15 protein-coding genes, 2 pseudogenes and 1 other annotated feature are annotated in these 13,128 nt (G+C 46.7%); of the genes and pseudogenes, 1 reads left to right on the top strand and 16 read right to left on the bottom strand.

Annotation, left to right across the window (positions count from 1 at the left end; all coding sequences use genetic code 11):
- The 13 genes from DCMF_RS22170 to DCMF_RS22110 all read right to left on the bottom strand — a co-directional run bounded on the left by DCMF_RS22170 (position 1) and on the right by DCMF_RS22110 (position 10,843).
- Positions 1–513, bottom strand: coding sequence for an NYN domain-containing protein (locus tag DCMF_RS22170; protein ID WP_214658810.1), 513 nt, complete (start codon positions 511–513; stop codon positions 1–3).
- A 1-nt stretch (position 514) separates the two neighbouring features.
- Entirely contained in the window at positions 515–1,255 is a 741-nt protein-coding gene (rlmB, locus tag DCMF_RS22165; RefSeq protein ID WP_148136439.1) for a 23S rRNA (guanosine(2251)-2'-O)-methyltransferase RlmB, read from the bottom strand.
- Between the two features lie 4 nt (positions 1,256–1,259).
- The gene (thyX, locus tag DCMF_RS22160) at positions 1,260–1,940 is read right to left on the bottom strand and encodes an FAD-dependent thymidylate synthase (protein ID WP_148136438.1); all 681 of its coding nucleotides are present in this window, start codon (positions 1,938–1,940) and stop codon (positions 1,260–1,262) included.
- Between the two features lie 33 nt (positions 1,941–1,973).
- Complete coding sequence (locus tag DCMF_RS22155; protein ID WP_269467152.1) at positions 1,974–2,417, bottom strand: Mini-ribonuclease 3; 444 nt, start codon at positions 2,415–2,417, stop codon at positions 1,974–1,976.
- Positions 2,377–3,840: a cysteine--tRNA ligase gene (gene cysS / locus DCMF_RS22150; protein WP_148136437.1), complete on the bottom strand. Its 1,464-nt coding sequence runs from the start codon at positions 3,838–3,840 to the stop codon at positions 2,377–2,379. The genes DCMF_RS22155 and cysS overlap by 41 nt, the downstream gene beginning before the upstream one ends.
- Complete coding sequence (cysE, locus tag DCMF_RS22145; RefSeq protein ID WP_148136436.1) at positions 3,821–4,504, bottom strand: serine O-acetyltransferase; 684 nt, start codon at positions 4,502–4,504, stop codon at positions 3,821–3,823. The genes cysS and cysE overlap by 20 nt, the downstream gene beginning before the upstream one ends.
- Positions 4,505–4,622: 118 nt before the next feature.
- Positions 4,623–4,843, bottom strand: a binding site (T-box leader).
- A gap of 91 nt (positions 4,844–4,934) precedes the next feature.
- Complete coding sequence (gltX, locus tag DCMF_RS22140) at positions 4,935–6,407, bottom strand: glutamate--tRNA ligase (RefSeq protein ID WP_148136435.1); 1,473 nt, start codon at positions 6,405–6,407, stop codon at positions 4,935–4,937.
- A gap of 91 nt (positions 6,408–6,498) precedes the next feature.
- Positions 6,499–7,377 (bottom strand): DUF1002 domain-containing protein, encoded by an 879-nt coding sequence (locus DCMF_RS22135; RefSeq protein ID WP_148136434.1) that lies wholly within the window; start codon positions 7,375–7,377, stop codon positions 6,499–6,501.
- A gap of 260 nt (positions 7,378–7,637) precedes the next feature.
- Positions 7,638–8,375, bottom strand: coding sequence for a hypothetical protein (locus tag DCMF_RS22130; RefSeq protein WP_148136433.1), 738 nt, complete (start codon positions 8,373–8,375; stop codon positions 7,638–7,640).
- Positions 8,376–8,746: 371 nt separating this feature from the next.
- The gene (locus DCMF_RS22125; RefSeq protein WP_148136432.1) at positions 8,747–9,241 is read right to left on the bottom strand and encodes a DUF3052 domain-containing protein; all 495 of its coding nucleotides are present in this window, start codon (positions 9,239–9,241) and stop codon (positions 8,747–8,749) included.
- A gap of 160 nt (positions 9,242–9,401) precedes the next feature.
- Positions 9,402–9,902, bottom strand: a complete 501-nt coding sequence (locus DCMF_RS22120; protein ID WP_148136431.1) for a flavin reductase family protein — start codon at positions 9,900–9,902, stop codon at positions 9,402–9,404.
- 92 nt (positions 9,903–9,994) lie between these two features.
- Positions 9,995–10,207: a transcriptional regulator gene (locus tag DCMF_RS22115; RefSeq protein WP_148136430.1), complete on the bottom strand. Its 213-nt coding sequence runs from the start codon at positions 10,205–10,207 to the stop codon at positions 9,995–9,997.
- A gap of 57 nt (positions 10,208–10,264) precedes the next feature.
- Positions 10,265–10,843, bottom strand: a complete 579-nt coding sequence (locus DCMF_RS22110; protein ID WP_148136429.1) for a flavodoxin family protein — start codon at positions 10,841–10,843, stop codon at positions 10,265–10,267.
- 184 nt (positions 10,844–11,027) lie between these two features.
- Here DCMF_RS22110 and DCMF_RS22105 point away from each other — a divergent pair, with 184 nt between their 5' ends.
- Positions 11,028–11,396 carry a winged helix-turn-helix transcriptional regulator gene (locus DCMF_RS22105; protein ID WP_148136428.1) on the top strand — a complete coding sequence of 123 codons (369 nt, stop codon included), beginning with the start codon at positions 11,028–11,030 and terminating at the stop codon, positions 11,394–11,396.
- A gap of 27 nt (positions 11,397–11,423) precedes the next feature.
- Here DCMF_RS22105 and DCMF_RS30545 read toward each other — a convergent pair.
- The 3 genes and pseudogenes from DCMF_RS30545 to DCMF_RS22095 all read right to left on the bottom strand — a co-directional run.
- Positions 11,424–11,708, bottom strand: a pseudogene (locus DCMF_RS30545) (AAA family ATPase); the annotation flags it as partial.
- Positions 11,709–11,954: 246 nt separating this feature from the next.
- Positions 11,955–12,179 (bottom strand): annotated as a pseudogene (locus tag DCMF_RS30540) (AAA family ATPase); the annotation flags it as partial.
- A gap of 71 nt (positions 12,180–12,250) precedes the next feature.
- A complete protein-coding gene (locus tag DCMF_RS22095; protein WP_148136426.1) occupies positions 12,251–13,096 on the bottom strand; it encodes a hypothetical protein in 846 nt (281 codons plus the stop codon).
- Between the last annotated feature and the right edge of the window lie 32 nt (positions 13,097–13,128).

The raw sequence follows: 13,128 nt of genomic DNA, 5'->3' as shown, positions 1-13,128 counted from the left end.
TTACTTTCCCCGGCGCCATTTTTCTAAAGTAGCTTTGATATCGGCGCTGATCACATCATGGATGGTGGTATTATTTTTACGCCCACGCTGCATGGACGAGCGGCTCTGGTTCTCCGCTTCCCTGATTCTCATTAATAGTTCCCGGGCAGACAAACGCAAAGCCCCCTGCCCCATGACCAGCCGCTGCTGGGCCCAATCGGAAGTGGCCACCGTGATACGAATATCGCGGGGCATCAGGGTCACTAAACGCTCAATGCAAGAGTCGGCGGTTTCTCCTTCTTGGGTAAAGATAATTTCTAAACCGGGCAGGCTTTCCTTGCTGCCCACGCCTCTTTTTACGAGATGGGCATCAAAGACGACGACAACAACAAAGCCGGTGCTGCCTTGAAAGTTGGACAAAAGGTCCAGCAATCTGTCCCGGGCATGTTCCAAACTCTCGTTTTTCAATTTGATTAATTCCGGCCAGGCGTTAATAATATTATAGCCGTCTACGATCAGGATCTCTTCGCCCACTTCATTCCCCCATTTTACTCCTTTGGCGCAGCACCTCAAATAAAAGCACGGAGGCAGCGGCGGAAGCATTTAAGGAAGAAATAACCCCTTTCATGGGAATATAGGTCCGGAAATCACATTTCTCCTTTAAGAGCCGGGGAATGCCCCGGCCTTCCCCCCCGATCATGAGGGCTAAAGGTCCGGTCAAATTGGCCGCCCATAAGGAACTGTCTCCTTCCATATCCGCCCCCGAAATCCAAAGGCCTAATTCCTTCAGCTTTTCTACCGCGTTGACCAGGTTCGGCACCCGGGCCACGGGCACATACTCAGCGGCGCCGGAGGACACTTTTGCTACGGTAGCATTCAATTGCACGCCCCGCCGCTTGGGAATAATCACCCCGTGTACGCCCACCGCTTCCGCAGTCCGTAGAATGGCGCCGAAATTATGGGGATCTTCCAATTCGGCCAAAATCAGCACCAAGGGGTCTTCTCCTCGATCCCGGGCCTTTTTAATGATGTCTTCCACCTCAACGTATTCATAAGGAGCAGCCTCCGCCACTACTCCTTGATGTCTCTCTGCCGTCAGCTTGTCTAAAACACTCCGGTCCGACTCCTGCAAGGGAATTCCCCGCTCTTTTACCAAAGCGATAATTTCCCGGATGGAGCCTTCCCGGCTTCCTTGGGCTACATAAACTTTGTTCACCGATCTTCCGGACCTCAGCGTCTCCAACACGCTGTTGCGGCCCGCAATCAATTCGGGCATACGCTCAACTCCTGCTTCGAATGCTGGCAACTCTGCCGCATGACATCTTTCCCTCAAAACAGATTCCCTGGGAAACACAGGTAGGGCCCGCTTTACTGAAAAGGCTTGGCGCCACCTTCTTCACTTCCTCCAGCATTAATTCCGCCAGATGGCGGATTTCCCATTGGGCTCTTTTACAGCACCGGAGCTGGAAAAAGTGGTATAAGCTGCGGGCGTTATAGGTCACCACCAGCTTCGTCTCCGTGGCATTGGGCAAAACATACCGGGCATCTTCCGGGGGAACCAGCTTTGCTAATTCGTTATAAGCCAGCTGAATTTCTCCCATCTTGTCCCGGAATATTTTTTCCGCTTCCGGATTCTTCAGAATCGAGGGAGGAATGATATATTCAAATTGGTTCTCTCTCACATAACGCTGGGACTTTTGGGAATAGGATACACCAATTCTGTGGCGCACCAGCTGATGGGACAAAACCCGGCTCACCCCTTCGATGGCAAAGGTAAAGGAGACATGTTCCACCGGTGACAAGTGCCCCATCTCCACCAGGTTATTCAAAAAGCTTTCCGCTTCCCCTGGTAAAAACTTCTCCCTAATCTCTGCCGCCCCCAGAGGAGAATAGCACAAGCGGGCTGCTGCCGCCACTGTTTCATCAGGGTTCGGAGTATGATTTATTAATGTGACCTTCATTTCTCTCCCTCCCGGAACCGATGCTGTTTCAGGTTATTTCACGGCCAGCTCTGCTTCGATCAACTGGGCCAGCAAGGAAAAAATTTGTTCCAGCCGTTCCTGTTTTTTCTCAAGATACAAATAACCTACCAGGGCCTCCAATCCGGTAGCCCGCCGGTAATCAATCATCTCCATATGCTTTGGCTGCCGGCCGCTTTTGGCGTTACGGCCCCTCCTTAAAACCTGGGCCTCTTTTTCATCTAAAAGGGCATCCAATTGGGCCACCAATTTGGATTGGGTTCCCGCATTCACATATTTTATGGCCATCCGGTGCAAATCATGCACTTTGGTGCAGCCTTGGGCCACTAAATGCTCACGGACCCAGAGCTCATATACGGCATCCCCGATATAAGCCAAGGTTAAAGAAGGCAGCAATTCCACCTTTTCCGGCGTCTCCCTATTCATGGGCACCATCAATCTTTTTCCAGCGCACACCATGGGGCGTATCTTCCAGGATGATTCCCGCTGCTTTCAGCCGGTCCCGGATGGCGTCGGCGGTAGCCCAATCCTTCTTTTTCCGGGCCTCTTGCCTGATATCGATAATTATTTCCATTAACTTTTCATCCATACCTTGATCTTGTATTCCTGCCGGTCTATTTGGTTCAATCATCCCCAATACCTCATGAAATTCATGAAAAATACCGAGGGCCTTTTCCAGCACCGGCACCGCAGCTTTTCCCGGCTTAAAACTGCTGTCATTAATAAAACTGTTTGCCTCCCGGCTCAAATCAAATACCGCGGCAATAGCCAGGGAAGTGTTAAAATCATCATCCATAGCTTCAATGAAAGCAGCCTTAATGGCATCCAGCTTCTGCTGCAATTCTCCTGCCGCTCCGGCTTGTCCCTGATCCGGGGATTTCTTACACATCCTTAAAGTATCCTCCACCAGCCTCAAAGAGGTACGGATCCGTTCCAGACCCTTTTCCGCCACGTGCAGCTTTTGGTCGTCAAAATCCAAAGGGCTGCGATAGTGGGTGGAAAGAAGATAAAACCGGATCACGTCCGGGGAGAACCTGGCCAGGATATCCCTGAGCAAGAAAAAATTCCCCAAAGATTTAGACATTTTTTCTTCGTTTACCGTAATAAAGCCGTTGTGCAGCCAGTAGCGCACAAACTGCTGTCCGGAAAAAGCCTCTGTTTGAGCGATTTCATTTTCATGGTGGGGGAAAATCAGGTCTGCTCCTCCCCCGTGAATATCGAAACCAGGGCCCAAATATTTTAAAGACATGGCGGAACATTCAATATGCCACCCCGGCCGTCCCTGGCCCCAGGGGCTATCCCAACTGGGCTCCCCAGGTTTGGCCGCTTTCCACAGGGCAAAATCCAGAGGATCCTGTTTTTCCTCCCCTACATCTACCCTGGCCCCCGCTTTCATCTCGTCCAGGTCCCGCCCGGACAGCTTGCCGTATCCGAAGAACTTGCGCACATCAAAGTAGACGTTTCCCCCCACTTCATAAGCCAGGCCCTTCTCCATAATCCCCTGTACCATTTGAATGATTTCACCCATATGATCCGTCACCCGGGGATGTACATCCGCCCTTAAGACATTTAAGGCATCCGCATCCTCAAAATAGGCGTTAATATATTTTTGGGCTAATGCCGCCGGACTTTCCCCTTCTTCCCGGGACCTATTAATAATCTTATCGTCCACATCGGTAAAATTCTGTACGTATGTGACATCGTAACCCCGGTATTTCAGATAGCGTCTTACTGTATCAAAAGCCACCAGGGGGCGGGCATTGCCCAGGTGGATATAATTATAGGTGGTCGGCCCGCACACATACATGCTCACTTTGCCGGGGTCCCGGGTCACTAATTCCTCTTTCTTTTTCGTCAAGGTATTAAATACTTTGACTGCCATCTTTCTTTCCCTCCAATTCCAATAAGCGGTGCTCCAAAATCCCAATCCTCCGCTGCATGCAAGCCAGCATTTCCGCGATGGGATCGGGCAGCTCCGCATGTTCCAAATCGATGGTGGTTATTTTCGCATCGCCAATTTTTCGTCCGTTACGCACCACAACCCGTCCAGGAACACCTACCACCGTGCAATTATCCGGGACCTCCCTGAGTACCACCGATCCCGCTCCAATCTTTACATTATTTCCAATCTTAATGGATCCTAAAACAGTTGCATTGCTGCTGATCACTACATTGTCGCCAATGGTAGGGTGCCGTTTCCCTTTTTCTTTTCCGGTGCCGCCCAGAACAACCCCTTTATACAGGGTGACGTTTTTTCCCACTTCCGCCGTTTCCCCAATCACAATCCCCATGCCATGGTCAATAAACAGTCCTTCCCCCAAAAGGGCACCGGGATGAATCTCAATCCCCGTAATAAACCTGTTGATATGGGAAACAAATCTGGCCCAAAAAGTCCATCCTTTTTTATAAAGTTTATGGGCTAAGCGGTGCATCCAAATCGCGTGCAGTCCCGGATAGCAGAGTAAAACCTCCCATTTGCTCTTTGCCGCCGGATCCCGGTCAAAAACAACCTGAATATCTTCCCTCAATTGTTTAAACATGGACATTCTCCTTTCTAGAATACCACATTTACTATGTTATGTCTAAAAAAGTCCACAAGTTCCCAGGAAAAAATCCCAACCTGTGCCAAAATAAAATAATAAAAAGCCCGTCCCTGTAGTCGCCTACAGAGACGGGATCACCGCGGTTCCACTCTGTTTGGGCCAAAGCCCCTCCTTTGCCGCCCTTAACGCAGGCCACGCACAGCCCTAACGGCTTTGCAGCACTTTCAGGCCATGGATTCCGGGACGCACTTCAACCGTACTGGTTCCTAAATCCGCTTACACCCGGCGGCGGATTCTCTCTGCAGGCCAATCCGGCTTACTCTTTCCCTTCATGATCGATAAAACATATTTTTGATAGTTTTACGTAAAATTATAGCCCCATTACGGGGAAATAGTCAAGATATATCAGGGTCCGGGAACCGGATAAAAAAAATTAATCAATGGCATAGCCAATTTGTGCCGCGCTATCCCTCAGCCGGGCAATGATCACTTCTTTACCCAAAATGGCGGCCAGTTTATCCAGATCGGGCCCGTGCATTTGTCCGGTCAGGGCCACCCGGATCGGCATAAAAACCTGGCTGCCCCCCAGACTGGTCTCTTTGCGAATTTGCTTCAAAATCCCTTTTACCGAATCCGCTGTAACAGATTCACTGTCCCGGATTTTTGCTACAAACAGATTCACCACCGTCGGTACCTGCTCCGCCTGGAGAATGGCTCTAGCCTCCTCCGTTTCAAAGCGCACCGTCTGGCCCATGAATATTTCCAGCCGTTCTTTAAGATCTTCCAGGCAGGAAAGATAATTGCGCAGCGTTTCCACGACCAGACTGACCCAAGCCGACTCGTCCGCATCTAGCTCCGCACCGATAAATCCCGCCTCTTGAAGATAAGGAATGGCCAGAGCCTTTAATTTTTCCGGCTCGGTATTTCTGATATAGTGGCCGTTAATCCACTTTAATTTTTCCATGTCAAATACCGCCGGACTCTTGGACACCCGGTCCAAGCTGAATTTTTCAATTAATTGGCCCATGGAGAAGATTTCTTCTTCTCCTTCCGGAGCCCATCCCAGTAAAGCCAAAAAGTTCACCAGGGCTTCCGGTAAGTATCCTTGCTCCTGATAAGCCACCACAGAAGTTGACCCGTGCCGTTTGCTCATTTTAGACCGGTCTTTGCCTAAGATCAAAGAAATATGGGCAAATTGAGGCATCGGCAGGCCTAAGGCGTCATAGATCAAAATCTGCCTGGGCGTATTGGATAAATGTTCTTCTCCCCGTATGACGTGGGTGATGCCCATGTCGGCATCATCCAGGACGACGGCAAAATTATAGGTAGGAATGCCGTCGGACTTGACGATAATGTAGTCTCCCATTCCTGCCGTCTCAAAAGACACTTCACCCCGGACCAGATCATGGATGGTGACGGTATGGTTGTCCGGCACCCGGAAACGCACCACCGGCTGCCGTCCTTCCTGCTCATACTTTTTCTTCTCTTCTTCCGTCAGGTTGCGGCACTTACCCAAGTACCTGGGCGTTTCTCCTTTTTCTATTAATTCCTGTCGTTCCGCTTCACATTCTTCTTCAGAGCAGTAGCAGAAATAGGCCTGTCCCTCCTGGATCAACCGGTGCACCGCTTTTTGATAAATCTCCAAACGCTCCGTTTGGCGGTAAGGGCCATGAGGGCCGCCCACATCTATTCCTTCATTCCACTCAATGCCCAACCATTTTAAAGAACGCTTAATGTTTTCTTCCGATTCTTTAGAGGACCTGTCCAAGTCGGTATCCTCCATGCGCAGGATAAAGTCCCCCTGATTTTGTTTGACAAATAAATAATTAAAAAGAGCCGATCTGGCCCCTCCTATATGTAACGGCCCCGTGGGACTTGGGGCAAAACGCACTCTGATCTTATCCATGTGCCGAAGACCTCCCCTATCTCACCAAGTTAAAATTCTTCCTAATTATACCATAGGCTTTTCCTGCCTGACAACAAGTCAATGGCTTACATTAACTCAGTAGAGACTTAATGCCGTTGACGATTTGGGCCAAAAAATCCAGAATCCGCTGGAGGAAACCTCTAATTCCTTGACTTTGGGCGACTAAGGTATCCAGCTTGGACCGGATATCCGCCAACTGGGTGCCGATTTCAGAGGCACTTAAGTTTAGGCCGTTAATTTTTTGCATCAGCGACACCAACTGCTGAATCTGCTTTTCCGTCAGCTGCACATTTAGGTCCTGAGAAATATTGATCACCACCTGGCGAATTTCACTGGGATCACTTAAGTTCCTTTTGATTACTTCCTCTTTGATACGAATCACCAGATCAGCCGCTTTATGGTTGTTATCAATGGCTTCTCCGATTTCTCCGGTACGTACCATTTCTTCGTTGGCGACAACTTTCGCCTCTCTATCCAGGTTCTTTCCGGTAGCAGCCTCAAAAGCCTTAAAAATCCCTGTCAAAGCTGCCGTTCCCGAAACAGGAAATGGAGCGGCGGCAACCACCTTGGCATCTTTCACTTCTCCGGTCGTTAAAGCGCTGGCGTACATTTCAGGAGTAACCCAAGTAATATTGTGGGTTTTTACCGTAATGCCTGCACCTGCTTCCAATAATTCCACATAAGCGCAGGAAATAGCTTTCGACCCGATCACCTTTGGTTCCACTAAACCCTCCAGGTATTTCTTTTCTTCTTTATTGCTCACCTCTGTTACGGCAATATCCTTTTTCTCCCCTTCCTCCAATCCAAAGATGCCATATACCTTGTCTCTTTGGGCATCGGTCAGGTCAGCCCCATAACTGATGACACGCACCGCATCCGCCAAAACTTCCTTTGCGCAAAAAATTCCCAAGAAAACTAAAATGATAATGGCTATTTTACGGGTATGCATACCTATCCCTCCTACTCATTCTGGTATGATTTAGCATACCCAATTGAAACAAAAATCAATCTTGCGCCGACAACTTTTCCCCCTCCATCAGAGCGAAAGTAAAAAAGCCCATTCGTGGGAATGAGCTTTTGGGGAGTTTACCGTCTTCCCCGGGACTATCCTATGCAGCCTTCTTTGCAATGGGCGGTTTCACGCAACATCCAGTGCTGTGTAAACATGTAAATTCACCTCCTTTGAAATAGTGTGACAATCTGAACTTCTCACGTGCTGTGATACTTATAACAACTCAAGGCAAGGAAAAGGAGGGCCCAGGTATAAAGAATCCAAATAGCACTGTTGACGAATAGCCAAACAAGATTAACCTCTATGATATGGCCAAGTGCCATGAAGAAATCGCTCCAATAAAAACACATCATTCCTAAGGCAACCATTTTTGCATTTTTTTTCGGAAATAGACCTATTAGATAATTTGCTAATCCTACCCATAAGGATATACTCAGAAGCACTTCATAGAACAAAGCGATGAAAAATAAGTGACCCCTGAGCAAAGGATAACAGAATGCGACCGCTACCAGTGGAATACATACGATCATGAACCCCAATAATTTGAGCTTAGTTTTTTGTTTTTCGCCGGCACACTTGAGACTTCTGATCAGTCCTCTACCGTTTCTTCGGATCAGTAAAAACTGACAGAGCGCAAAGAATCCTATGCCGGCAAAGGTTTTTCCCAGAAGAAAGGAAACTTCTCCCCCCCATAATATCAAAAAAATAACCTTCATGCGCCTGTTGTCTGTTAAATCGTACCTGTCTTTCCCGGCTGACCACACCATCATGGTTGCCAGCATAATATTAATCCGTTTAATTAAATTACCGGGATATGGTTGATATAAGCCGCAGGACGCGAAGAAGCCGGAAAAGTCCCAATAAAGATACCATCCGGTAACAGCCAAAAACAGGATCATTAAGAATAAAAGATATCGCCTTTTATTTGTTGACATGCCGCACTCCCATTGAACTTCATTCTGCTCTATTCTTATTTATGTGTTGCATGATTCATACCAATGGGAGTCCATAACTGTCCGGCCCTTTACATTTTTTAACCTGACTAACTTGGCTTACTCTGTATTCGCAGTTCTAAGGTTTGGTAAAAAGCAACCAAACCAAGAACTTGCTTCAGTCTCCCGCCATCAGCGGTCAGGGGACATACTCATTGGGGACATTCCTCTGTAAGAGGTGTGTCCCCTGACCGCTAACGGAATGTCCCCAAATATGCGGGAGTCAAACGCCAACTAAGTCATGCATTTGCAGTTCTCACGCTGTATTAGCAGTTCTAAAACTTGCTAAGAACTTGCGTCAACCGAGTCCTTTTCTATGATCGGCTTTTTGACAAAAATCCTTTCCAAAGATGGGTGAAGCTGCTGCCGCGTCCATGCCCATGATGCCCTAACCCCTTGTGCCAGCCTGATTTTTCCTTCATGATGACGAGTTTTATCGCCCGCCAAGTCTCATCGTAAGAGCAAATCTTAACACCCACCAAGTTTATTTTCCCGGCCATCTCTCTAATCACCTGCTCATCCAAATCGCTGATAAATTCAGAGGACTTCTCTGGCCAGGAAACCCAAATCATTCCTGCAGGTTTCAGCAGGTAAATCCATTGACGCAACTGTTGTTCAAGCATTTTCTTGTTAACGGCAAAGAGATGAATGAAGTCCAGCCGGCCGTAACTCGGCTGCCGGATCATGAAATCACTTGGGCTTCGGCCAATGCGCTCCCAGTAATCCGCCGGCGCATTGAGCACGGCCACACTCATCGTTTCCTCCATCTCTAACTTTGGGTCTAATGTTTCAATTCCTACGCGATCCATCAAATGATCCCTCCCCCAAAACTCTGTCCTTGCTTGATCGCTTCTTCCATTTTCTTCTCCTATGATAAAACATATGTATTCTGCCTGTTTTCAGATATTCCCATTATGCATCTCAAAAATAGAAACCACCGAAGGTGGTTTTATTGGGATGGTGCCAAGCCTATTTTTCATAGCAGGCAACTATTTCTCCGAAATATAGCGTATGATAGTCGTTGTCTGCATACATCGCCTTTTGGATTTGGGGCATGAGCATTTCCGGATTCATCTCTTGCTTATAGACGATCTTGCATTCATAGTACTGACGGCAGTCCGCGATGACCGGGGAACCAACGGCTATAGAAGGGATAAAAGATATCCCGGCTTCTTTACATTTATCCCTATCTCGGCCGGATATCGTCCCACAAATGGTCAATGCTTTTTTCATTTCCTTTTCGTAAGGAATGCTGACGGTAAAGCTGTCGGCATGATCAATTAATTGATAGGTATATCTTGATTTTCTCACCAGCGCCATAAAGACCGGCTTTTGCCACATGAAACCTACGCTTCCCCAACCGATGGTCATGGTATTGATGCGATCTTGATCTTTTACCGTAAGGAAAGCGCCTTGTTTGGGTAAATGCTCCAGTGCTTTTTCTAAGCCTTTGATAAAATCTACTTCCATCTTTTTACCTCCACATAAACATAATAGAATTATTAGTAATATTTTACCATATTTGTCAGTTTTAACAATGCGCCCCATGCCCGAAAAATTTTTCACCAAGGTATTTTGTCAAAATCATCTCCTCGGAATATGGGCTCCAGCCTACTCCGTAAAGGCTCTGAAACGTCTTTTAACTTGAGTTCGTCGACACGTTTAATTTCTATACTCTCTAATTTCAGCCGATTGGCCAGTTCGATCACTGTATATCCTTTATTCTTTCTCAATTCTTTCACAGTCTTGTTCCTGAAACCAAAACCAAAGATCATGTTTATCTCCCCTGATTCACAACAAGTCCTTTCCTCGCCTCAGCATGCATGGTCTTCCTATGCATGAATCTGCTTTAATAGTCTTGCCATGTTTTTGCCCAGCGTTTGAAAGGTCTGGATCCCTTCCTGGTCTTTTTGGACGTCGCCCGGTTCTAATGATAAAGTCATATTCCAGTAGCTGGAGCCGGGAATAACCATCTCGGCGATGCCGAAAAAGAAGTTGATGGCAGCATAGGTAAAATTGGATCCCGCTCTGCGCACAGATACCACCGCAGCACCTACTTTTCCCCGGAGAATGTTGCCGTTATTTGCTTTTGATACAAAACCGCAGCGGTCGATCAGCGCCTTTACTTCCGTACTGACATTACTGAAATAAGTGGGAGAACCAATAATGATGCCATCTGCCTCCTGCATCTTCTGAATAAATGTATTCATCTCGTCTCCCTGCCGGGCACAACGATTGTTTTTTGTTTCCCAGCATTTCCCACAGGAAAGGCATCCGAAAACCTTCGTCCCGCCTAATTGAACAAATTCCGTTTCAATGCCTTCCTTTTTTAATTCCTCTAGTACCATGCGAATGCTTTGTGCCGTATTTCCATTTGTTCTCGGGCTTCCGTTAAATGCAACAACTTTCACGTATAACCACTCCTTCTACTTTGATTCTTTGCTATTTTACCCTTCTCGAAAGCAGATATCATGCTATAATAATAGGGTATTAGTGAAGAAAGCAACAAGTACGCACTTATTTGTGGCATTGTACCCATTAGGATACCATGTTTCCTGCCTTTCCATGAACGAGAGACACGGAGGGACGAAAAAAATGATTAAATTTAAGGATACCGAATACCAGTGTTCCATGGAATTAACTTTGGATCTGATCGGAGGTAAATGGAAATCTCTGATTCTGTGGTATTTAGGGGAAAACACTTTGCGCTTTAGTGAGCTGAGAAAAATGATCCCCAGGATTACCCAGAAAATGCTCACGCAGCAGCTGAGAGAGCTGGAAGGGAACGGATTGGTGAACCGGTTTATCTATACCCAGGTACCGCCTAAGGTGGAATATTCTCTGACGGAAGCCGGCAAAAGCCTTTTGCCCATTTTATCCACCATGTGTCAATGGGGTTTGGACTATGTCAACAACCTTGAACCAGGTAACAACAAAACTGCTTGTGAAAGGTCAAACCAATAAGTGTCTCCTGATTTTGCATACGATTATTTATCCTTCCTCTTCATCATGAAAAAGTTCCCGCAAAAAATGTTCCCGGTGATTGAGGAATCTTTTTGTGATATAAAAATGGGCCGTATCTTCATAGGCAATCTCAGCCAAAGGCGACACATCAAAATTAAGCAGCGTGGCCCCCGGATAGGCCATCAGAATCGGGGCATGGGTGGCAATGATAAATTGTCCCCGATCACTCTTATCCAACTGTCTCATAATCCTGAGAAAAGCCAGTTGCCGCTGGGGTGATAAGGCTGCTTCCGGTTCATCCAGTAAGTAAACTCCTCTCTTTTTGAAACGATTCATAAATAGCGAAATAAAGGATTCCCCGTGGGATTGCTGATGCAGGGATTTTCCTCCATATGGCCGATAGACCTCCCCTGCATCGTTATCCGGGTCCTTTGCCAAATCATCTATGTAATTGGCATAGTCATAAAAGGTCTCGGCCCTTAAAAAGAAACCGGTTTTAATTTTGGGCATCCAGGATAACCGGATCACGTGCTCTAAGGTATACGCATCCTCATATGCCGATAAAAGGGTTCCGCTGCCCCCGCCCATCAGCTTAAAGCCGCACTTCAAGGCAATCGCTTCCAGTAAAGTTGACTTGCCCGAACCGTTTTCACCAATGAAAAATGTCACATTGCTTTTTAATTGAAGACATGATAATCCTTTGATGGAGGGGATATTAAAAGGGAAGATATTTTTATCCGGCACCCCCTCCCAATCAAATAGAATATTCTTTAGAAAAGGCATCCTCGATTCCCCCAGTCAATTCAGGCAGTCAATTCAGGGACGGTTCTTGAATTGAATAAGCTATTTTTCTCTTACCACCACATTGGATGTAACATGACCATGATGCCGAAAATAAAACTGGCTATGTTAGCTGTCACGGCAAAAAAGACTCGTCTAGCTTTGGAATGCTGCTTCAGATATTTCGCAAATAAACTTGCTTCCATTACAAGAATGATCATTTCAAAGGGCAAATACAGTAACACTGCTAACAACGTCCCTAACTTATACATGGTAGAAAACACGACCAATGTTAATAAGACTTGCGTAATAACATTAATTGTGATAAATGGCTTCCAGTTAGATTTTAAGTTAAACCCAAATAATAACAACACAACCCCTTCAATAACTATTGTTACGGAGCAAGTGAAAATAAACTGAAACAAGTACGCCCAGAGGGGAGACCTTTCTGATGCTCTTCCCGTTTCATAATCAAAGCGGACGGTACTATTAAACGCTTTCCGCTCAATCACGTTGGAAACTGTTGTCTTGCCATCGGATGAAACCACGATGATTTTGAACTTGTCCGGTACGCCCAAATAACTGAAATTCAGAGTGCATTGACCGTTTTTTATGTCGCAGATAATATCGCCAAATAAGGGCGGCATCGTTCCCGTAACCATGGCGGGGCGCCAACCGTCAATTTTGTATTTCTTCAATTTCTCAAGCAACTGGGGATCATATTTCTCCACTTCCGTGATGTTTTGATGCACGCCTTCCGGAGGATCATTAACAAGCAAGTCCAGGTAGCAAGTGGTATCCGGCATATTTTGGGCGATTACTTCCAATGTAGGCTTTGGCCCGACATCTGCATAAGCCAAGAAGGGACAAATGAATAAGCATAAATTTAAAATGAGAAGCACAGATAACAATTTCTTCAAAATATGATACCTCCAGATTGGGATCAGTCCCG

The organism is Candidatus Formimonas warabiya (genome assembly GCF_002777255.1).
GTDB lineage: Bacteria > Bacillota > Dehalobacteriia > Dehalobacteriales > Dehalobacteriaceae > Formimonas > Formimonas warabiya.
This window is presented reverse-complemented; position numbering and strand designations above follow the sequence as displayed.

Bases quoted from the DNA above. Each gene is read 5' to 3' on its own strand.
- rlmB (WP_148136439.1), bottom strand. From the start codon at position 1,255: ATGCCCGAATTGATTGCGGGCCGCAACAGCGTGTTGGAGACGCTGAGG.
- thyX (WP_148136438.1), bottom strand. From the start codon at position 1,940: ATGAAGGTCACATTAATAAATCATACTCCGAACCCTGATGAAACAGTG.
- DCMF_RS22155 (WP_269467152.1), bottom strand. From the start codon at position 2,417: ATGGTGTGCGCTGGAAAAAGATTGATGGTGCCCATGAATAGGGAGACG.
- cysS (WP_148136437.1), bottom strand. From the start codon at position 3,840: ATGGCAGTCAAAGTATTTAATACCTTGACGAAAAAGAAAGAGGAATTA.
- cysE (WP_148136436.1), bottom strand. From the start codon at position 4,504: ATGTCCATGTTTAAACAATTGAGGGAAGATATTCAGGTTGTTTTTGAC.
- gltX (WP_148136435.1), bottom strand. From the start codon at position 6,407: ATGGATAAGATCAGAGTGCGTTTTGCCCCAAGTCCCACGGGGCCGTTA.
- DCMF_RS22135 (WP_148136434.1), bottom strand. From the start codon at position 7,377: ATGCATACCCGTAAAATAGCCATTATCATTTTAGTTTTCTTGGGAATT.
- DCMF_RS22130 (WP_148136433.1), bottom strand. From the start codon at position 8,375: ATGTCAACAAATAAAAGGCGATATCTTTTATTCTTAATGATCCTGTTT.
- DCMF_RS22125 (WP_148136432.1), bottom strand. From the start codon at position 9,241: ATGGATCGCGTAGGAATTGAAACATTAGACCCAAAGTTAGAGATGGAG.
- DCMF_RS22120 (WP_148136431.1), bottom strand. From the start codon at position 9,902: ATGGAAGTAGATTTTATCAAAGGCTTAGAAAAAGCACTGGAGCATTTA.
- DCMF_RS22115 (WP_148136430.1), bottom strand. From the start codon at position 10,207: ATGATCTTTGGTTTTGGTTTCAGGAACAAGACTGTGAAAGAATTGAGA.
- DCMF_RS22105 (WP_148136428.1), top strand. From the start codon at position 11,028: ATGATTAAATTTAAGGATACCGAATACCAGTGTTCCATGGAATTAACT.